At 64.3% G+C, this 18542-nt stretch carries 19 protein-coding genes; 7 read left to right on the forward strand and 12 right to left on the reverse strand.

The genetic code is table 11. The features are described 5' to 3' along the window. Positions 1–19 precede the first annotated feature (19 nt). Complete coding sequence (locus tag XF30_RS16215; protein ID WP_192893164.1) at positions 20–1378, reverse strand: hypothetical protein; 1359 nt, start codon at positions 1376–1378, stop codon at positions 20–22. 274 nt (positions 1379–1652) lie between these two features. Here XF30_RS16215 and cysE point away from each other — a divergent pair, with 274 nt between their 5' ends. Both cysE and XF30_RS16225 read left to right on the forward strand, forming a co-directional pair. Further along, positions 1653–2477, forward strand: a complete 825-nt coding sequence (cysE, locus tag XF30_RS16220; RefSeq protein WP_036015299.1) for a serine O-acetyltransferase — start codon at positions 1653–1655, stop codon at positions 2475–2477. Positions 2478–2607: 130 nt separating this feature from the next. Next, the gene (locus XF30_RS16225; protein WP_007602550.1) at positions 2608–2826 is read left to right on the forward strand and encodes a DUF3126 family protein; all 219 of its coding nucleotides are present in this window, start codon (positions 2608–2610) and stop codon (positions 2824–2826) included. Between the two features lie 320 nt (positions 2827–3146). Here XF30_RS16225 and XF30_RS16230 read toward each other — a convergent pair whose 3' ends face one another. Both XF30_RS16230 and XF30_RS16235 read right to left on the reverse strand, forming a co-directional pair. Further along, positions 3147–4979, reverse strand: a complete 1833-nt coding sequence (locus XF30_RS16230; protein ID WP_109143292.1) for a caspase family protein — start codon at positions 4977–4979, stop codon at positions 3147–3149. A gap of 266 nt (positions 4980–5245) precedes the next feature. Continuing rightward, a complete protein-coding gene (locus XF30_RS16235; RefSeq protein ID WP_109143293.1) occupies positions 5246–5953 on the reverse strand; it encodes a hypothetical protein in 708 nt (235 codons plus the stop codon). A gap of 222 nt (positions 5954–6175) precedes the next feature. On the opposite strand from XF30_RS16235, the gene XF30_RS16240 reads away from it, so the two are divergent. The 4 genes from XF30_RS16240 to XF30_RS16255 all read left to right on the forward strand — a co-directional run bounded on the left by XF30_RS16240 (position 6176) and on the right by XF30_RS16255 (position 9462). Beyond that, the gene (locus tag XF30_RS16240) at positions 6176–6505 is read left to right on the forward strand and encodes a DUF6949 family protein (RefSeq protein ID WP_109143294.1); all 330 of its coding nucleotides are present in this window, start codon (positions 6176–6178) and stop codon (positions 6503–6505) included. Positions 6506–6590: 85 nt separating this feature from the next. After that, positions 6591–7121 (forward strand): gamma carbonic anhydrase family protein, encoded by a 531-nt coding sequence (locus tag XF30_RS16245; protein ID WP_036044000.1) that lies wholly within the window; start codon positions 6591–6593, stop codon positions 7119–7121. A 130-nt stretch (positions 7122–7251) separates the two neighbouring features. Continuing rightward, positions 7252–8946, forward strand: coding sequence for a PAS-domain containing protein (locus XF30_RS38520; RefSeq protein ID WP_109143295.1), 1695 nt, complete (start codon positions 7252–7254; stop codon positions 8944–8946). A 141-nt stretch (positions 8947–9087) separates the two neighbouring features. Continuing rightward, the gene (locus XF30_RS16255; RefSeq protein ID WP_109143296.1) at positions 9088–9462 is read left to right on the forward strand and encodes a hypothetical protein; all 375 of its coding nucleotides are present in this window, start codon (positions 9088–9090) and stop codon (positions 9460–9462) included. A 180-nt stretch (positions 9463–9642) separates the two neighbouring features. Here XF30_RS16255 and XF30_RS16260 read toward each other — a convergent pair whose 3' ends face one another. The 6 genes from XF30_RS16260 to XF30_RS16285 all read right to left on the reverse strand — a co-directional run bounded on the left by XF30_RS16260 (position 9643) and on the right by XF30_RS16285 (position 15227). Continuing rightward, a complete protein-coding gene (locus XF30_RS16260) occupies positions 9643–10134 on the reverse strand; it encodes a hypothetical protein (RefSeq protein ID WP_036015282.1) in 492 nt (163 codons plus the stop codon). A gap of 180 nt (positions 10135–10314) precedes the next feature. Then, complete coding sequence (locus tag XF30_RS16265; RefSeq protein ID WP_109143297.1) at positions 10315–11046, reverse strand: aspartate/glutamate racemase family protein; 732 nt, start codon at positions 11044–11046, stop codon at positions 10315–10317. Positions 11047–11067: 21 nt separating this feature from the next. Continuing rightward, positions 11068–11946, reverse strand: a complete 879-nt coding sequence (locus XF30_RS16270) for an ABC transporter permease (protein WP_025037151.1) — start codon at positions 11944–11946, stop codon at positions 11068–11070. A gap of 3 nt (positions 11947–11949) precedes the next feature. After that, a complete protein-coding gene (locus tag XF30_RS16275) occupies positions 11950–12903 on the reverse strand; it encodes an ABC transporter permease (RefSeq protein ID WP_036015279.1) in 954 nt (317 codons plus the stop codon). 5 nt (positions 12904–12908) lie between these two features. Beyond that, a complete protein-coding gene (locus XF30_RS16280; RefSeq protein WP_109143298.1) occupies positions 12909–14198 on the reverse strand; it encodes an ABC transporter substrate-binding protein in 1290 nt (429 codons plus the stop codon). 42 nt (positions 14199–14240) lie between these two features. Beyond that, a complete protein-coding gene (locus XF30_RS16285; RefSeq protein WP_036015276.1) occupies positions 14241–15227 on the reverse strand; it encodes an ABC transporter ATP-binding protein in 987 nt (328 codons plus the stop codon). 256 nt (positions 15228–15483) lie between these two features. Here XF30_RS16285 and XF30_RS16290 point away from each other — a divergent pair, with 256 nt between their 5' ends. Next, on the forward strand, positions 15484–16191 hold the full coding sequence (locus XF30_RS16290) for a GntR family transcriptional regulator (protein WP_036044008.1): 708 nt from the start codon (positions 15484–15486) through the stop codon (positions 16189–16191). A 40-nt stretch (positions 16192–16231) separates the two neighbouring features. Here the strand turns inward: XF30_RS16290 and XF30_RS16295 are convergent, their stop codons facing one another. From XF30_RS16295 to XF30_RS16305, 3 genes are all read right to left on the reverse strand, one after another. Then, complete coding sequence (locus XF30_RS16295) at positions 16232–17209, reverse strand: Bug family tripartite tricarboxylate transporter substrate binding protein (protein WP_036029677.1); 978 nt, start codon at positions 17207–17209, stop codon at positions 16232–16234. 104 nt (positions 17210–17313) lie between these two features. Continuing rightward, positions 17314–18129 (reverse strand): helix-turn-helix domain-containing protein, encoded by an 816-nt coding sequence (locus XF30_RS16300; RefSeq protein ID WP_036015272.1) that lies wholly within the window; start codon positions 18127–18129, stop codon positions 17314–17316. 102 nt (positions 18130–18231) lie between these two features. After that, complete coding sequence (locus XF30_RS16305; RefSeq protein ID WP_225114709.1) at positions 18232–18438, reverse strand: hypothetical protein; 207 nt, start codon at positions 18436–18438, stop codon at positions 18232–18234. Positions 18439–18542 lie beyond the last annotated feature (104 nt).

An 18542-nucleotide genomic window follows, 5' to 3' on the forward strand; every position in this document is an offset into this window, starting at 1 on the left:
ATGAGGCTTCACCCCGATCTCATCCTGCTTTGCCGTCCTCGCCCAGCCGCCGCCCCACGGCCATCAGCACCACGAACGTCGCGACCCACACCATGCGCGCGCCGTAGCGGTCGTGGGGCCCTGAGATCACGCCGCAGATGAAGGCGTTGCCGAGCAGCGCCAGCGTCACCGTCCCAGCCAGCAGCGTCAGATCGTCCAGCCGGCGCCTTGCCAGCGCATGGCCGAGCAGCGCGAGCAGCGCCAGCATCGAGGCCAGCGCGACCGGGACATGCAGCCAGTTCACGACATCGAAATTGACACCCCAGTTCTGCTGCCGCGCCGCGCGCATCGGCGCGGCCTGTGCGGGGATGTAGCGCTCGATGATGCCGCGGGTGTGCGGGATCCAGCCGTTGGTGCCTTCGCCGGTCGCCACGTGCAGCAATTGCTGTCCCATCGCGCGAAGCGCCGCGCCGGCCTGCCAGGCTGGATAATCCTTCAGCGACTGCACGACGATGGTGCCCATCTCCTCATTCATGCCTGCGAAACGGCCGAGCGTGTTGAACACGCTCTTGCCCCACAGGAATTCGTCGGCGCTCGCCGGCAGCTCGTTGCGGTAGGGACAAAGCTTGTAACGTTCGCGCGGGCAACGGTCGTTGAGATATTGCGCGACGATGCCGTCCTGCATCATGCGGCCGAAGGCGACGCCGTAGCCGCCGGGCGTCCAGGCCAGCTTGCCGGACAGCGCATAATTCGCCGACACCAGCATCAAGCCGCCCGCGACGATGGTGAGGCTCGCCTGCAGTAGTCCGGCCAGCGGCAGGCGCGCGCCCAGAAACGGCCGCGCCATCCAGCCCGCGGCGCACAGTCCGAGCAGCACGCCGAGCGTGGCGCTGTGGGTCGCCGCGGCAAAGGCGTTGAAGACAAACAGCGAGATCTTCTCGATCGCCGAGGTGCGGTTTGCGCCGACCACCAGGAGGAACAGCGACAGCACCGCGAGCCCGGCAAAGATGTCGGTGAGCAGCATGCTCGCAAGCCAGGGCAGCGCGGTCGACAGCATCAGCGAGAGGCTGATTGCGACGAAGCGGAAGGTCTGCATCAAACTCAACACGCGAAGAGTGAGCTGCAGCAGCCATAGCGTCGCCAGCGACTGGGCGGCGAGGTTGATCCAGAAGCCGAAACCCTCGCCATAGTGCAAATAGAGGCCGAACACCGTGGAGCGGCTGGGGACGAGATAGCCCTCGTACCAGCGCGCGAGATAGCCGCCGGTATCCCATTGCAACAGCGGATAGCCGTTCCAGACCGCCGGCGCGATCATCAGGAGGGGTAGGGCCATTGCGGCCAGCCGCAGCCAAAAAGAGCCCGCGGCGCGCGCGCGCAGTTGATCGGTGGTGATGGTCAAATCGGCTCTGCCCCCGCTCGGATCATGCCCGCAATAACGGTTGGAGGCGAATTCACCAATAGTTTGACGCCGCCCGGCTTGAATTTGGCGAAACTCTGACCACCTTGAGCCGACCTTGCCGCTCGGGGCGTCAGAAGAAAGTCTTGTTTATCAATGGTTTGGCTTGATCTCCGAGGCAGGGCACTGTTCACTCTCAGGCAAGCCCGTCAGGACTTTGTCGCCTAGACTGTGCTATAGAGCCAACAAAATCAGCCAATTCGAAAGAGCAGATCCCATGGCAGTGCATCAGGTCAATCCGGGAGGAAAGCTCGCATCGCTCGATCCGATCTGGGACCGGATCCGCAGCGAAGCGGAGGACATCGTCCGCCGCGAGCCGGAGCTTGCGACCTTCATCTATTCGGCGGTGCTGCATCACGGCCGGCTGGAGGATTCGGTGGTCCACCGCGTCGCCGACCGGCTCGATCATTCCGCGCTGTCGGGCGACCTCGTGCGCCAGGCCTATATCGAGGCGCTGCGCGACGACCCCGATCTCGGCAACGCCTTCCGCGCCGACCTCGTCGCCGTTTACGACCGCGATCCCGCGACCTCGCGCTTCATCGATCCCTTGCTCTACTTCAAGGGCTTTCATGCCATCCAGACCCATCGCCTCGCGCACTGGCTCTATCTGAGGGGCCGCAAGGATTTCGCCTATTACCTTCAGAGCCGATCCTCGGCGGTGTTCCAGACCGACATCAATCCCGCCGCGCGCATCGGCCGCGGCATCTTCCTCGACCACGCCACCGGCTTCGTCTGCGGCGAGACGGCTGTGATCGAGGACGACGTCTCGATCCTGCACGGCGTCACGCTCGGCGGCACCGGTAAGGAGAACGAGGACCGTCACCCGAAGATTCGCCACGGTGTGCTGATCGGCGCCGGCGCAAAAATTCTCGGCAATATCGAGATCGGCCATTGCGCGCGCATCGCCGCCGGTTCGGTCGTGGTCAAGCCGGTGCCGCACAACGTCACGGTCGCGGGCGTCCCGGCCAAGATCGTCGGCGAAGCCGGCTGCGCCGAGCCGTCGCGCACGATGGATCAGATGATCAACGCGATGGGGCTCTGAGAGAGCCTTGTTGCTGCGAAGGGTCGGATTCTCCGGCCCTTTTCTTCGCCAAATTCTTTGACAATTCGTGCTGGCGGTTCGCCGCATCTCGTCCTAAAACCCGCCGACCATTTTCGATCGGAGACTTGCCGTGGACGTCAAAGAAGTCAGAAAGTTAGATGCGTATCTGAAGCGCGTATTCGGCAATCCGAAGATCCGCGTCGTGCCGCGGCCGAAGAAGGACGATTCTGCCGAGGTCTATATCGGCGAGGAATTCATCGGCGTGCTCTTCGTCGACGACGAGGACGACGATCGCTCGTTCCAGTTCCAGATGGCGATCCTCGAGGACGACCTGGTCGATCAGGAGTAATTGTTGTCATGCCGTCGTGCGCGAGGGAAGCGGAGCCTTCGCCTGCGCGGCGCTCTCATGTCCCGGATGCACTCCAACGCTCCATAAGCGCGTTTACGTGCGTCTTCGGCTCGCTATGGCCTTGCAGTGCAGAGCCGGACCCAGAAGCCACACGCCGCATCCAGCATGGGCCCTGGCTCAGCAGCGCACCGTCCAAGTGACGCTGCGCTGCGTCCAGGGCACGCATTGAGATCGAGGCGCGCTCTCTCAACACCCGTCATTGCGAGCGAAGCGAAGCAATCCAGGAAATTTTCCGCGGAAGGATTCTGGGCTTTACGTGCTCAATTGCAGATTTCGGCGTTACCAGCACCGATGTTGTTGGTCCTTCCAATTCCTGTCCCCGCCTCAAGTCGGCAGCCCGGCCGGACTGGACGACAGCCCGCGCTGCTGCAATAGATTTGTCCCGTGGCCTGAGGCTTCGAGGGCGTGGCCTCAACCTTCTTGCGCTCGTCGTCCCGCGGTTTAGCGTCTTCGCGCGTTGCCACAGGCTTTTTGTCGGGCACCTTCTCGCATTCATTGTCGTCATTGATGCGATAGCCCGTGCGGCAGGTGATCTTGACGCAAGTGTCGCCGTCCGCCTTGAAGCCGTAATTGCATACCAGCGGGCAGACCCGGCCCGGCTTGGCTTTGATCGCATCGAGCGCCTCGAAGCTCGCGAGCTTGGTGTCGAATTTCGTTCCCGCATATTTGTTGAACAGCGTCAGTGAGCGCTGTGATGACGCATTCCAGTCGCCGTCCGCATTGCTCGCGAGGCATCCGACTCGACGGAGTTCTGACTGCACGAGTTTGGCCGTCTCCTGCGGCGACACACTCGGCGCCGATTGAGCAGGGGCCAGGGCCGCGACCTTCTGCTCAGCGTCGCGCTGAACCTTCTCTTTGGCGGCTAGCTCAGCCGCTGCCTTTTCGCTGGCGATCTTTTCGGCCAGCGCCTTTTCGGCAGCCTGCTTGTCGGCCAGTGCCTTGGCAGCTGCTTCTGCATCTTTCCTGCGCTGCTCGGCGGCCGCCGCCTTGGCCTCTTCGATCTGCTTGGCCTTCTCCGCGGCGATCCGAGCATCTTCGGCAGCCTTGGCCGCTGCTGCGGCTTTCTCCTGTTCGGCCTTCTTGGCCCGTTCGGCGGCAAGCTTTGCCTTCTCCTCCTCGGCCGCCCGCGCCTTCTCGGCCGCTGCAGCGCGGGCGTCTTCGGCAGAAATCCGGTTGAGTTGAGCCTTGGCGAGATCGGTATAGAAGCCGCTGGGATAACGATTGAGGAATGCGGTCCAAACGTCGCGCGTGCCGAGTTGGAGCGCCAGTTCGTAGTCGCGCCGGATTTCGCTGTCCGAGTTCGCCTGCGGTCCGGTCGCGACCGGCTTGGCCGGAACCAGGGCCACGTCGTCGCCGCCGAGCGAGCCGTACACAAATGGCTCCTGCTTGTAGCCGGTATTCTTGAGCACGTCGTCGCGCACGAAGCCGAACGCCTTGCGCAGATCGAGCCCGGGCGTCGGCAGACGTTCGACGAGAGCCGCCGCGAACGGGCTATTCTTGGAGTCGCCGTCGGACGCCGTCGAGCCCGCTTTCGCCGCGAACGCGATCATCGTATTCGGGCTGGTTGGCTCGACCTTGGCGAGGCCGCGGCCGATGGCACGCGAGGCGATGGTACGCTTCATCGTCTTGGCAAACGGGTTGTCGCGACATGCATCGAGGATGATCAGGCGCAGCTGCTTTGCAGGTTCGACCGCGAACAGCGCGCGGTCCAGCGCGATCGTTTCGTCCAGCACGTCGCTGTCGGTCTCCAGCGTCGCGTCGGTCGGGATCAGATAGTTGACACCATCCAGTTCGATGCCATGACCGGCGTAATAAACCACCGCGACCCCAGCATCCCGCGCCTTGCCGCCGAAGTCACGCAGCGCCCGGCGCATCTCCGAACCGTTGAGGTCGAGCTTGATGTCGACGGTATCGAACCCGGCCTTCCTGAACATGCCGCCGACCAGGGTGGCATCGTTCGCCGGGTTCGCCAGCCGCGCCACGTTCTTGTAGGCCGAGTTGCCCATCACCAGCGCGACGCGCTTCTCAGCCAGCGCCGGGCCCGCTCCCACGCAGATCGCAAACATCAACAAAACAAACAGCCGAAGCCGCATTCCAGCCCCCGAATGCAATAGCGTCAGATTATTCGCAGCATGGCCAATCGCAATCTATGCTCAGTGATATCAGTCACACATCCATGCGCCATCCGGGCAACCCCGTGCCAGGCATCACGGCCATCATGCCCTGTTTTGGCCCGATGGGTCAATCATTATTCGAAAAAAACGAAAAGACTCGATGCTGCCAACGCTTGGCTACTGTGCATGGGGTTGTTTTCGATTTTTTGGTTTGGAGGCTCCAGCCGACAGTAAGCCGACCGCCCTTAGCCCCGCGGCCCGCGCAGCTGCGCGGTCAGCCTCTCCATCGCCTCGGCCACCTCGCGCCACTGCGACAGCCAGCTCCGTGGAAAGCGGAAGGTGAGGTCGGCGCCGCCGACGCGGCGCTCGGCGAGGCACATGCCCGGCGTCGCTGCATCGCGCGTGCAGCGCGCGGTCAGCGCGGGGCTTGCGGCCGAATAGAGGTCCTCGTTGCCGTAGGGCGTGTCGGTGCGGAACATGCGCATCGTCAGGCCGTCCGCTGGGCTTGCCGCGGCCGGGTCGAGATAGCGCGGATAGATCGTGGCCGTGCGCTGCTCGGGCGAGAGCGCATCGTGATGGGCCGCGATCGACAGGAAGATGCGGTCGATCGACTGCAGCGCCGCTTCCGCCGTGTCGGAGGTGACGTGCTTGGGCGCGCCGGGCGGCTCCAGCGAGGGATAGAGGAAGTCGAGATCGATGCGCTCCTGCGGCCCCGAGTGCCGCTGGATCTTCATCCGGATCGCGGTCACCGGCAGGTTGAACAACGTGCCGCCGACGCTCACCGGCAGCTTGTCCGGCGCGTTCGCGCCCCGGCTGCCCCAGGTCGGCCACAGCAGATAGGCGACGAGCGCGACAGCTGCGACCGCCGCCGCGCCGCCGAGCACGATCGGCACGACATGCGCCCGGGTGCGCGTGCGGGGGGACCTGAGGGGAGCTGCCGAGAACAATGCCATGAATTGTGCGAGGTCGACCGGAGGTCGGCCGATGGCCGACGAATCAGCGCGAATATGCCATGCGACGGCGCTTTCGCGCAGCGTTCCCGGCCGCTTGGATCGGGGACGGCCCCTGCACGGGACGGCCGGCCGCGTTAACCTTTCCTTAAGGATAATGTAGCGTTAACGGGCTCTGTTTGTCACAGGAAGGCACGCGCGTTGTGTAAGGGCGGAGCACTTCCGATGACACCTGAAGCTCTCAACACCTTCTTCTCGATCGGCATCGGTTTCGCGCTCGCGGGCGCGCTCGTGAACGGATACCAGGCGCTGGCGCAGCGGCCCGCCGGCTTCGGCCTGCTGCAGGACGGCGTGGCCCCGAAAACCTTCGCGGCAGTTCCCTTCCTGGTGTTCGCCGCGCCCTTCATCATCATGCGCAACACGCTGCGCGGCGTGCGGGTGGAAAGCCGCCGCATGGAATTCGTGATGATGGCAACCGTCATCGCCGCCTTTTGGAGCATGATGAGCGGCACCTTCTTCCTGATGACGCTGCGCGCTGCCGGCATTCTGGTCTGATCCGAAGTGCCTCGAGCGCGGCCGGCCCTTTGCGTCGCGGCTGCCGTTTGGCTATGCCAGTCGTCAATGCGACAGGAGACAGCCAATGGCCATCTACGAGCTTGACGGGCAGGCGCCCGACCTTCCCGCCGACGGCAATTATTTCATCGCCGAGACCGCGACCGTGATCGGCCGGGTGCGCTTGAAGCCGGGCGCGAGCGTCTGGTTCGGCGCGGTGCTGCGCGGCGACAATGAGTGGATCGAGGTCGGCGAGGGCGCCAATGTGCAGGACGGCTCGACCTGCCACACCGATCTCGGCTTTCCGCTTGTCATCGGCAGGAATTGCACGGTCGGCCACAACGTCATCCTGCACGGCTGCACCATCGAGGAGGGCGCGCTGATCGGCATGGGCTCGATCGTGATGAACGGGGCAAAGATCGGCCGCAACAGCATCGTCGGCGCCGGCTCCGTCATCACCGAGGGCAAGGAGTTCCCCGAACGCTCGCTGATCATCGGCTCGCCCGCGCGCGTGATCCGCACCCTCGACGACGCCCAGGTGCAGAAGATGGGGAGCGCGGCCCGGTTCTACGTGGCCAACGGTCCGCGCTTCAAGCAGGGCTTGAAGCGGATCGGCTGACCGGCCCGCCCGGCCGCGCTTCGCCTCAGCCGTGCCACGGCATACCATAAAAATACAGCCTGACGCCTTAATCCTCTGCTAGCGCGATCACGCTTATCATCCAGCGTTTTCAACCAGGAGGAGCGGCGCCATGGGAGCTGCGGCGCTGGAATCCGGCTTCAGTGCCGGAACCAAATTCTTGAAGAAATTGGTCCGTTTCGTGCGCGGCGCCCACACGCTGACGGTCGCGGAGAAGGTCTACAGCATCGCCGCCTTCCTGGCGATCGTCACCACTTTCCTGCTGGTGATGTCGGTCCAGTCAGTGCGCCTGCAGACGACGTATCGCCACCTGCATGCCACCTCCGCCGACGCGGCGGTCGGCGTCGGGCGCATCAACGCTCTGATCTACGCCGTCGTGATGGAATCGCGCGGCATCTACATGTCCGCCGATCGTGCCGCGATGAAGCAGTTCGCGGACGGGCTGGTGCGGCGCAACCGCGAGCTCGCCGAGGCCGTGAAGAGCATGGAGCGCACGGTGGGCGACGACGACGCCGAGCTGTTCTCTTCCTTCCGCCAGCGCATCCAGCAATTCATCGACTTCCGCCAGGAGCTGGTGCGCCGCGGCGTCGAGATCAGCCCGGCCGCGGCCCGCGAGTGGGGCGACAACGACGCCAATCGCACCCTGCGCAGCAAGCTCAACAGCGATCTCGAAGCGCTCGAGCGCATCTACGAACAGCGCGCCCGCGAGGCGGACGAACTCGCCGACAGCCACCGCTACGCAGCCGCCTATCTGTTCGCGCTGGGGCTCGCGGCGCTGATGCTCGCGGCGTTGAACGTCGTCGTCATGCGGAACTCGGTGATCGGCGCGCTCGCCGATATCACGCAGGCGACCGACCGGATCGCGCAGGGCGACGTCAAGAGCGAGGTGCCGCATCTGCGCCGTCACGACGAGATCGGGCGCCTTGCGCGCGCGGTGCAGAATTTCCGTGACGCGGTGGCGCGCATCTTCGAGCTCGAGGAGCTCGAGCTCGGCACTGCGCAGGCGCGCGACGCGGCGATGACCGAGCGCGACAAGTTCAACGACAAGTACCAGGCCAAGAAGTGGCAGCTTTCGGCAGCGATCAACAACATGCCGCAGGGGCTGATCATGCTCGACGGCAAGGCCAATGTGGTCGCGATGAACGCCAATTACCGCAGGATCTACAATCTGCCTGAGACGATCCAGACCGGGTCGAGTCTCGAGGAGATCCTCCAGCACAGGGTCGAGAGCGGATTGTTCAGCGGCGACGTCACGAAATACGTCGCGGCGGTGCTCGACCGCATCGCCAAACGCCAGCCGACGTCGTACGAGATCGCGCTGAACGACGGCCGCATCATCAAGATCTACGAGCGCCCGATGGACGGCGGCGGCTGGGTGTCGGTGCAGGAGGACGTCACGGAACAGCGCCACCGCGAACGCATTCTCGAACGGATGGAGCGCTTTCTCGCCACCATCATCGAGAACGTGGCCGAGGGCATCATCGCCAAGGACGCGCGCAATCTGCGCTACGTCTTTGTCAACAAGGCTGCCGAGAAGATGATCGGCATGTCGCGCGGCGAGATCATCGGCAAGACGGCGCGGGAAATGTTCTCCGTGGAGGCTGCCGAATTGATCGAGCGGCGCGACCAGCAGTTGCTCGCACAGCGGCAGCAGCTCGAGCCGATCATCGATACCATCGATAATCCCGTCCGCGGGCGCCGCGTCATCTGCGCCCGCCGCATCCAGGTGGGGGGCGCCGGTGAGGAGTCCCACATGTTCGTAACCATGGTCGAGGATCGGACCGAACGGCCGGCAGCGGCGGCATAGCGGCCGGCGGCAGCTCGCATCTGCCGCGGGCTGCCGATGCTCGCGCGGAAGTGAGACAGTGTGGCTGTCACGAATGACCGACTGACGGTAGCTTGGTCCTGCTTTGAAGCGTGGAGCAACCTCCACGCGGAGGATCGAGTGATGTTACGCAGTATGATGATGACGGCGCTGGCCGTGGCGGCGGTCGGGCTGTCGGCGCCACAAAAGGCCGAGGCGGGCGGCGGTTTCGGACGTGGTGGAGGCTTTCACGGCGGTGGCTTCCATGGTGGCGGCTTCCATGGCTGGGGGCACCGTCATTGGCATGGCGGCGGCTTCTGGCCAGGGATCGGGATCGGGGTGGGTCTCGCCGGCGCCGGCTACTACGGCGGTTATTACGGCTACGGCTACCCCTATTACGGCGGCCCCACCTATTATGGCGTCGGCTACAACGACGGTTATGGCGGCTGCTACGTCGTGCGCAAGCGCGTCATGACCCCGTCGGGATGGCGCTACCGCCAAGTCGACGTCTGCGAGTGAGGCGAAATAGCTGTTAAAAAACAAGGTCGTTGACGCAGTATACCGTCAACGACCTTGCCAGCCCCGGATATTGAAATCGGCTCACGCCATCCGGTAACGGCGAGCATCGCGCGGAATCATACCGGCGAATGTGATCCAGTTCACAAGTGGCGAAAATAAAGTTCCCGCACCGTGCCCGGCTCAGCCGCCCGAGCGCTTGCGTGCGCTGGCGTGGCGGTGCCGCGCCGGTTTCCTGCGGGTAACCGATGGAGTCTCGACCTCGGTCGCCCGTGCACTGGCAAAGGACTGCCGCAAGCCGTCGATGGATTCGTTCAAGGCCGTAACCTGCTCCGACAGGCGCTTGGTGTCGGCCTGTTGCGCCGCCAGCAGCCGCTTCATCGTCTGAAGCTGGTCCTGCACCACCTGGAGCTGGTCGATCGATTCCTGCTGGGTCGCCTCCAGCCCCTTGGTCTTCTCGACCAGCTGCTCGGAGGCCTGGGCGGTGCGGGCCTGAAGCTGCCGCGAGGCCACCACCCGGTCGCTCTCGGGGGCGGCACCGGTATAGGCCCGCCAGATTGCGATCGACGTCACGCCCGCGATCAGCAGCAGGAGGGCTGCAGCAGTCAGCGCGATCGGCTGGGCGCCAAGGCGAAGGAGGGTGTTGGACGGCCTGTCCTGGGCGAGATCGATCATCGCTGACAAAACCCAAATTGAAACTTGGTGAGTGGCGAAGACCGGCAACCCAGAGGGGTCACCGGGGCGTCCCGAAAGCCTTACGTTTCGGCAAGGAATGGGACCAAAAAGAGGCTGAGCGGCAAAAAACCAGTGATCAGCGGCTCTTGCAGCCCGGGAGCGCCGCGCAGGGGGCAGGGATCAAGGCTGAAATTGCGAGAACGGCCCGGAATAGCTCTTTGGGCGCGGTGCCGCATAGGGCCCGAGCCGGGAGGTCCTCAGTCCAAGTCGCACCAGTGATTCCGCTAGCGTCACCGCGGCCGCGACGCCGTCGACCACGGGAAGGCCGTGCGTCGCGGCGAGCTCGCCTGCGAGATCGGCCATGCCGGCGCAGCCGAGCACGATCGCTTCTGCCCGGTCGTCACGGATGGCGGCGGTGATCTCCGCCGAGATCTTGCCGAGCGCATCAATGTTGCGCTCTTCGAGCGCCAGCACGGGGACCTCGGCGGCACGGACGCGGGCACAGCGTTCGGCCAGGCCGTACTTGCGCAGATTGTGCTCGATCGGCACGATGGAGACGCCGAGCGTGGTCACCACGGCAAAGCGCGCCGCGATCAGGCTCGCGAGGTGGAAGCCGGCCTCGCCGATGCCGATCACAGGCGCTTTGGCGGCGGCGCGCGCGGCATCCAGGCCGGTGTCGTCGAAGCAGGCGATGATGTGTGCGTCCGCGCCGTCGCGATCGGCCTCGCGAATGCAGCCGAGCATGCCGGGCACCGCGAAAGCTTCGTCGTAAAACCCCTCGATCGAGACCGGGCCCATCGCCGGCTGACGCGCATCGATCACGGTGTCGGCGAGGGCAACGCTGCGCGCGGCAGCGGCGATCTTCGCCGTCATCGACGCCGTTGTGTTGGGGTTGACGACGTGAAGCCGCATTGGAACAGACGAGTCCTTATCTCAGACGAGTCCCTTGCCGGCGTCCGAGCCCTTGGCCGCCTGCCGCTTGTTGAGCACGTGAATGGTGCCGAGCGCAAGCGTGATGACCGTGAACGAGACCGCCGAGATCACGGTGCCGAGCGCGTAGATGTCGGGGTTGGTCACGGTGGTGGTGAGGCCTTGAAGATCCAGCGGCAACGTGTTCACGGCGCCGATCGCCTGGCTGGAGCGTGCGAGCTCGTCCCAGGACAGCGTGAAGCCGAACAGGCCGATGCCGATCACCGAGGGCAGGATGATCGGCAGCACGACATGACGAAAGGTCTGCCACGGTGTCGCGCCGAGATCGCGCGCGGCCTCTTCCAGCCGCGGATCGAAGCGGTTGAAGATCGCGAACATGATGAGCAGCCCGAACGGCAGCGTCCAGGTCAGGTGCGCGCCGAGCCCGGACGTCAGCAGGCCCATCGAGGTCTCGAAATTCTCGTTCCAATGCGCCTTGATCAGGTCGTCGATGATGCGGAACTCGAGCGAGATGCCGAGCGAGGTGATGATCGAGGGCACGATGAGGCTGGCGATCGCCGAGTAGAACAGGATGCTCTGCGCCTTGAACTTGCGCCGGAACGCCATGCCGGCGGCGACCGACAGCACGACGGTGACGATCATCACGACGATGCCGAGCAGCAGCGAGCGGCGGAAGGCGGCACCGAGATCGACGATGCCGGTGCCCTGGAACAATTTTGCGATCCAGAAGGTCGATACGCCGTTCATCGGGAAGGTGAGGCCGCCCTGCGGCCCCTGGAACGACAGCACGTAGATCGCGATCATCGGCCCATAGAGAAACAGCACATAGGCCGCGAAGAAGATCGCGAGCACGTAGAACGAGCGCGGGCGTCCTTCCTTCATGCTCTAGAGCTCCTTCTTGATGTCGACGATGCGCGACATCATGGTGATGATCAGGAAGGTGATTGCGAGGAGGATCACGGCATTGGCCGCGGCGGCGGGGAATTGCAGCGCGTTGACCCGCGTCTCGATGATCTTGCCGGCGGCGGCGATCTGCTGGCCGCCCATCACGCCGATGGTGATGAAGTCGCCCATCACGATGGTGATGACGAAGATCGAGCCGATCACGATGCCGGGCTTGGCCAGCGGAATGATGACGTTGACGAGGGTCTGGAAACCGCTGGCGCCGGCATCATAGGCGGCCTCGATCAGCGACTTGTCGATGCGCACCATCGAGTTGAAGATCGGCACCACCATGAAGAAGGTGAAGAGGTGCACCAGTGCCAGCACCACGGAGAATTCGGAGAACAGCAGCCATTCCACGGGATGGTTGATCAGGCCCGTCTTCATCAGGCCGGTGTTCACGAGGCCGTTGCGGCCGAGCAGCGGGATCCAGGCGATCATGCGGATCACGTTGGAGGTCCAGAACGGGATCGTGCAGAGCAGCGACAAGCCCATCTGCCAGGTCTTGGACTTGACGTGGAAGGCGAGGAAGTAGGCGACCCAGAAGCCGACGAAGAGGGTGATGGCCCAGACCAGGAAGCAGAGCTTCAGCGTCTTTAGATAGGTCTTGGCGATGGTGCAGAGCTCAGGGAGCTGCGCGATGCAGCCTTCGAACGTGTCGGTGTAGCCGCGGCCGGAGAAAGCCGGCAGCAGCTGGTATTCGTTGTAGTCCCAGAACGAGACGATGACGACGAAGACGAGCGGAATGAGGAAGAACGCGAGAAACACCAGCATCATCGGCCCGGCCTGGAGCCAGGAGATGAAGGACGGCGACAGGCGCGTCGGCTTTGCGGCGCGCGCTGTGCCCGACCCCGGGATCAAGCCCGGGGCTGCCTGTTGCAGGACCTCTTCCGACATGTCCGTTACGCCGCGATGAACTCGTTCCACTTGCGGACCATGTAGTCGTTCTCGTCCATCACGGCGTTCCAGCACGCGACCCCGCCCATGCGATCCTCGTAGGAGCCGCCGTCACGCACCGCGCCGGCCTTTTCAAGCAGCGAGCCGTCGGGCGCCTTGATGTCCTTCTCGGCCGGCTTGCCTTCCATCCAGTAGGCCCATTCGTAGGGCTCCATGTGGGCCTTCGCGGTGGAGAGCACGGCGGAGTAATAGCCCTGGCGGTTGAGATAGGCGCCGGCAAAGCCCGACAGGAACCAGTTCACGAATTCATAGGCCCATTCGAGCTTGGCACCCGAGACGCCCTTCGACACGCAGAAGCCGGAAGCCCAGGACCGGTAGCCTTCCTTCAGCGGCTGGAAGGTGCAGGGGATGCCCATCGAGCGCACCTTGGTAACCGCCGGTGACCACATCGACTGAATCACGGTCTCGCCCGAGGCCATCAGGTTGACGCTCTCGTTGAAGTCCTTCCAGAAGGCGCGGAACTGGCCGGCCTTCTTGGCCTCGGTCATCACCTTCATGGTGAGATCGATCTCTTCCTTGGTCATGTTGCCCTTGTCGGCATATTTGTACTTGCCGGAGGCTTCCACGACCATGGCGGCATCCATGATGCCGATCGAGGGGATGTTGAGGATCGAGGCCTTGCCCTTGAATTCGGGGCTGAGCAGCTCGGCCCAGGTGCTGATCGGGCGCTTGATCAGGTCGGGGCGGATGCCGAGCGTGTCGGCGTTGTAGACGGTCGGGATCAGCGTGACGAATTCGGTCGCCGACGTCGCGAACTTCTTGGAGTCCTTGCCTTCGAGATAGAGCACCTTCCAGGGCGCGGTGCCCTGGCCGCCGATCTTCTTGCCGCCGGGCGTCTCGCCCTTGGTGAAGACGGGGGTGATGTTGCCGAACTCCTTGATCTTCTTGGCGTCGAGCGCAAGGATGTTGCCCGACGGCACCAGCTTCTTCAGCGAGAAATATTCGGTATCAAGCACGTCGAAGGAATTCGGCTGGGTCATCACGCGCTTGGTGACGTCGTCCGTGGTTGCGGTGATGTATTCGATCTTGATACCAGTGTCCTTCAGGCATTGCTTGGCGATGTCGTCGCCCTCGTTCACGGCCGTGCCGAGATAGCGGAGCACCTTCGCATCGGCCGACTTCACGTAAGGAAAGCCGGTGATCGCGCCGGAGCCGGCGGCGAGGCCGGCGAGACCCGCGGTGCCCTTCAATAGCGTGCGGCGGCTGACGCCGGTCTTCCTGGTCGTCTCGGTCATTTCGCTCACTCCTCTGTGTTGCGCATTCCGTGGTGAAGGGTGCTATTGCAGGCGTTGCGCCTTGGCGGGATCCCAGGTCGCCAGCACGCGATCGCCCGGACGGAACGGATGCACGTCGAAGGCGGCCTCGGGAACGTGGGAGAACAGGGCGGTGCCGTCGTCGAGCGTGAGCGAGACGGCGATGTAGGAGCCCTGGTACTCGGTCTGGGTCAGCAGCGCCGGCGCGCCGAAGGCGCCGTCGACGAACGGCACGATGCCGAGCTGATCGGCGCGAACGGCGATGAGATTGCCGGCGTCGCTGAGCACGTTGTGTCCGCCGATGAATCGGGCCACGAATTCGGTGCGGGGACGATGGAAGATGTCGCGCGCCGTGCCCTGCTGCTCGATCCTGCCGTGGTTCATCACCACGATGTGGTCGGCGAGGGCCATCGCCTCTTCCTGGCCGTGGGTAACCTGGATGAAGCTGATGCCGAGCTCGCGCTGCAGCCGCTTCAGCTCGCCGCGCATCTTGACGCGCAGGAACGGATCGAGCGCCGAGAGCGGCTCGTCGAGCAGGAGGATCTGCGGCTCGGTGATCAGCGCGCGCGCGAGCGCTACGCGCTGCTGCTGGCCGCCCGAGAGCTGCGCCGGAAGACGGCCTGCATATTGGCTCATCGCGACCAGCTCGAGCAATTCGCCGGCGCGCTTGTGCCGCGTCGGCTTGTCGATGCCGCGCATCTTCAGGGCGAAGGCGACGTTGTCGAGCACGGAGAGGTGCGGAAATAGCGCGTAGGACTGGAACATCATCGCGGTGCCGCGCTTGGCGGGCTCGAGGTCGGTGACGTTCTGCGCGCCGAGGATGATGTCGCCTTCGCTGACCGCCTCGTGACCTGCGATCATGCGCAGCGTCGAGGTCTTGCCGCAGCCGGAGGGGCCGAGCAGGCAGCAATAGGTGCCGGCCGGGATCTTCAGGTTGACGTTGTCAACGGCCAGCGTGGCGTCGTAGCGCTTGGTGACGGCGACCAGTTCGAGAGCGGCGGGAATGGCCATGGCGTGTCCGAGGAGGGCGTTGCGTCCCGCTCTCTCCGCAAGGTCCGTGCCAACAGCCCGCGACGATGCGAATTTCAAAAACTGTGCAGCGGAGTCAGATCGTTAGATCGATTCCGTCCCAATTTGTCGGGCCGTCACCCGTGCAGCCAGCTGCACACAAAACGGGCGAAGATTGTATAAAGTTTGGCCTGTGATTGGATACAGCTCGTCGACTAACATTGCAGGCCGAACGTTCGTCGATCGAGCCCTCACAATCATGGCCGCCAAGACCCGCCAGAAATCCGATGCGCCAGATGCGAGCGATCGCGTCAGCCGTATCCGGGAGGGTGTGACTGCCGCGATCCTCGAGCATCGCCTGCTGCCCGGCACCAAGCTCGGGGAGGACGAGATCGGCGACATCTACGGCGCGAGCCGGACGCTGGTGCGCTCAGCGCTGCAGCAGCTTGCGCATGAGGGCATCGTCAACATCGAGAAGAATCGCGGCGCTTTCGTTGCGCGCCCGACGCCGGCTGATGCCCGCGAGGTGTTCGAGGCGCGGCGCCTGATCGAGCCCAGCATCGTGGACCGCGCCATTGACGCCGTCTCGCCGGCCTGGCTCGATCGCCTGCAGCACCATCTCACGGAAGAACGCGAGGCCGAGTTGCGCGGCGATGCCCGCGCCTCGGTGCGGCTCTCCGGCGAGTTTCATCGTCTCGTCGCCGAGATGAGTGGCCACAGCATCTATCTCGGCTTCCTGAAGGAGCTGATCGCGCGCTCCTCGCTCATCATCCTGCTCTACCGCCGTCACGACACGCCCGCGTGCGGCACCGATCATCATGCCGGGATCGCCGCCGCGATCCGCAAGCGCGACAAGGCGCGCGCCGGCGCCTTGATGCTGTCGCACCTGAACGAGATCGAGGCGGAGCTGTTCCTGAAGGATCCCGCCGCCGATGAATTGCGGCTGGCGGACGTGCTGGGGGCGTGAGAAGGGCGTCGCCAGCGCACGGGATCGGCGGGTCCGGACGCTATTGTGGCTCCAATCCGAGATTCTTGATCGACTCCAGCCAGACCGGCCCTTCTTTTTCGTAGAGGGCGACCGAGGATGCGCGGTCCATTGCCGGCGCATCGACCCCGAAGGCCTCCAGCAGCTTCTGGACACGCTCGGTCTTGCCGCCTTCGACCATCAGCTTGGCGAGCAGCTCGATCCGGTCGGTCGGCGTCGCAGCGGGCGCCACGAGGGTCGTGAAGCTGGTCAGCTGGAAGACCTTGCCGGTGACCCCCTGCTCGGTGAACGTCTTGGTGTCCGGCAGCTTCTTCATGCGAACCAGTGACGGAACAGCGATCGCGCGGCCGACGCCGGTATCAAGGACCGGAAGCGCGGCTTGGTAGCTGCCGGTCGCGGCCTGGATGACGCCGGCCGCCAGGTCCTGCCACATCGGCGCTTCGCCGCGGTAATGCACGATGGAGATGTCGAGGCCGTATTGGCGATTGAGCTCGGCGATCGCGATGTGCGCGAACGAACCGATCCCATACGACCCGGCCGTGACCTTGTTGCGGCGCGCATAGGCGACGAAATCTTCGATGGACTTTGCACCGGTAGCGGAATGGACGACCAGCGGCAGATGACCCGATGGCGTCATCGCGACGATCGTGAAATCCTTGTCCGGATCGTAGGCGAGCGACTTCAGCAGCAGCCGGTTTCCGAGCAGCGTGGACGAGATCGTGTACATCAGCGTATGGCCGTCCGCCGGCGAATCCTTGACCGATTGGGCTGCCAGCGCGCCGCTCGCTCCCGTCTTGTTTTCGACGACGACCGGCTGTCCGAGCTTCTGAGAGATGTAATCGCCATAGGCGCGGGCGAACGCATCGGTGATGCCGCCGGCGGGCGTCGACACGACGATCTTGATTGCTTTGGTCGGCCAGGCTTCGGCCGCAGCCCCATCAGCCGTGGCCAGCACCAGGCCTGCAATCGCAGCGCCCAGCATTGCGACGAATGTCCTCACTTGCCCCTCCGGTTTTGTTGCGTCTTTGGGCGCCCTTTGGCCGCCGGGCAGAGATGTCACACGAGCAGAGCCAAATAGAAACAACATTTCATTGTGTGAAATGGCTAGCTCTTGGCGGCCGCGGACGGGCCGGCCGCAGCAAGCCTGGCGCTGAGCGTCTCGGCCAGTGCGGAGGCGACTTTCTTCATCTGAGGCACGAAGCGCCTGAGACCTTCCTCGGTGCTGACGGCCTCGCGCAGCATCATCACGTTCATGCTTGCGAACAGGCGGTTCGGAACAGCGACCGGAACGCCGATCGCCCAGACGGCGCCGCCGAAGATGCGGCGGCTGTAGCTCTCGTCCATCACTGCGAATCCGGCTTTCCGGATCGCGCGCAGCACCTTGGTGAGTTTGGCGGGATTGCGGGCGAGGTCGTTCCAGGGCTCCGGGCTGAGGGCAAGGCGCGCCGCGATGCGCTCCTGCTCGGCCGGTTCGCAAAACGCCAAATAGGCGCGCCCCATCGAGGTGCCCAGCACGGGAAAGCGAAAACCCGGCGGACGGTAGAAGAGCAGCGAACCGCCGATCCGCGTCGTATGCGCGATCACCATGGATTCCTCGTCGAGCACGGCCACGTCCGAGGGCCACTGAATCTGTTGGCGAAACTTGTTGAGCATCGGTTCGGCGATACCGCCGATCCAATTGGGTTCGTCGTAGCCGGCGCTGAGCAGGAGCGCCCGTCCGGTCGGGGCATAGCTGGGCGGCTCGGCGCGCCGCACTACATATCCTTCATGCTCCAGCGTTTCGAGCATGCGGACGATTGTTGCCTTGTTGAGGCCCGTCGCCTTATGCAGCGAGCCTACGGTCGATTGCCGTTCCTGGTTGATGACGCGCAGGACCTCGAGGCCTCTCGACAACGCGATAACGGGACGGAACGAGGGCATGGCAGCTCTTTGTGAGGACCGTGCCGCTAGTCAATGATGTAATCGCCGGATCAGTCAACAGGCCCGACTCCCGGCCGGGAATTGGACGGTGCCGCATCGACCTCAGCGACCGATTTCGCTTTCGGCGGCAAGCTGCCCCTCTGCCGTGATCTCGTATTCGCCGTCGTGCTTGGTCATCCATCCTGACCTGACCATCTCTCGTGCAAGCTGTATCGAGCAGATCGGATGATTGCCGCCCGGGTGATACAGCCTGTCGTTGCGGACGAGCAGGTGCCCGTACAATCGCGCCTGGCGCAGCGCCCTGCGCATCCCCGGTGATGGACTTTTCATGCCGGTTCAAGCGCGAGCACGATGAAGGTTCCTAATGAATGCGGCGATCTCATCGGTCGATAGCGCACATAGGAACCGTCATT

Source organism: Bradyrhizobium sp. SUTN9-2, assembly GCF_003122645.1.
GTDB classification, from domain to species: domain Bacteria; phylum Pseudomonadota; class Alphaproteobacteria; order Rhizobiales; family Xanthobacteraceae; genus Bradyrhizobium; species Bradyrhizobium yuanmingense.

Coding starts and splice junctions, on each gene's coding strand:
- XF30_RS16240 (WP_109143294.1), top strand. CDS start 6,176: ATGACACCTGAAGCTCTCAACACCTTCTTCTCGATCGGCATCGGTTTC.
- XF30_RS16260 (WP_036015282.1), bottom strand. CDS start 10,134: ATGATCGATCTCGCCCAGGACAGGCCGTCCAACACCCTCCTTCGCCTT.
- XF30_RS16280 (WP_109143298.1), bottom strand. CDS start 14,198: ATGACCGAGACGACCAGGAAGACCGGCGTCAGCCGCCGCACGCTATTG.
- XF30_RS16300 (WP_036015272.1), bottom strand. CDS start 18,129: ATGCCCTCGTTCCGTCCCGTTATCGCGTTGTCGAGAGGCCTCGAGGTC.
- XF30_RS16270 (WP_025037151.1), bottom strand. CDS start 11,946: ATGAAGGAAGGACGCCCGCGCTCGTTCTACGTGCTCGCGATCTTCTTC.
- XF30_RS16275 (WP_036015279.1), bottom strand. CDS start 12,903: ATGTCGGAAGAGGTCCTGCAACAGGCAGCCCCGGGCTTGATCCCGGGG.
- XF30_RS16230 (WP_109143292.1), bottom strand. CDS start 4,979: ATGCGGCTTCGGCTGTTTGTTTTGTTGATGTTTGCGATCTGCGTGGGA.
- XF30_RS38520 (WP_109143295.1), top strand. CDS start 7,252: ATGGGAGCTGCGGCGCTGGAATCCGGCTTCAGTGCCGGAACCAAATTC.
- XF30_RS16255 (WP_109143296.1), top strand. CDS start 9,088: ATGTTACGCAGTATGATGATGACGGCGCTGGCCGTGGCGGCGGTCGGG.
- XF30_RS16265 (WP_109143297.1), bottom strand. CDS start 11,046: ATGCGGCTTCACGTCGTCAACCCCAACACAACGGCGTCGATGACGGCG.
- XF30_RS16285 (WP_036015276.1), bottom strand. CDS start 15,227: ATGGCCATTCCCGCCGCTCTCGAACTGGTCGCCGTCACCAAGCGCTAC.
- XF30_RS16305 (WP_225114709.1), bottom strand. CDS start 18,438: ATGCGCAGGGCGCTGCGCCAGGCGCGATTGTACGGGCACCTGCTCGTC.
- XF30_RS16245 (WP_036044000.1), top strand. CDS start 6,591: ATGGCCATCTACGAGCTTGACGGGCAGGCGCCCGACCTTCCCGCCGAC.
- XF30_RS16290 (WP_036044008.1), top strand. CDS start 15,484: ATGGCCGCCAAGACCCGCCAGAAATCCGATGCGCCAGATGCGAGCGAT.
- cysE (WP_036015299.1), top strand. CDS start 1,653: ATGGCAGTGCATCAGGTCAATCCGGGAGGAAAGCTCGCATCGCTCGAT.
- XF30_RS16235 (WP_109143293.1), bottom strand. CDS start 5,953: ATGGCATTGTTCTCGGCAGCTCCCCTCAGGTCCCCCCGCACGCGCACC.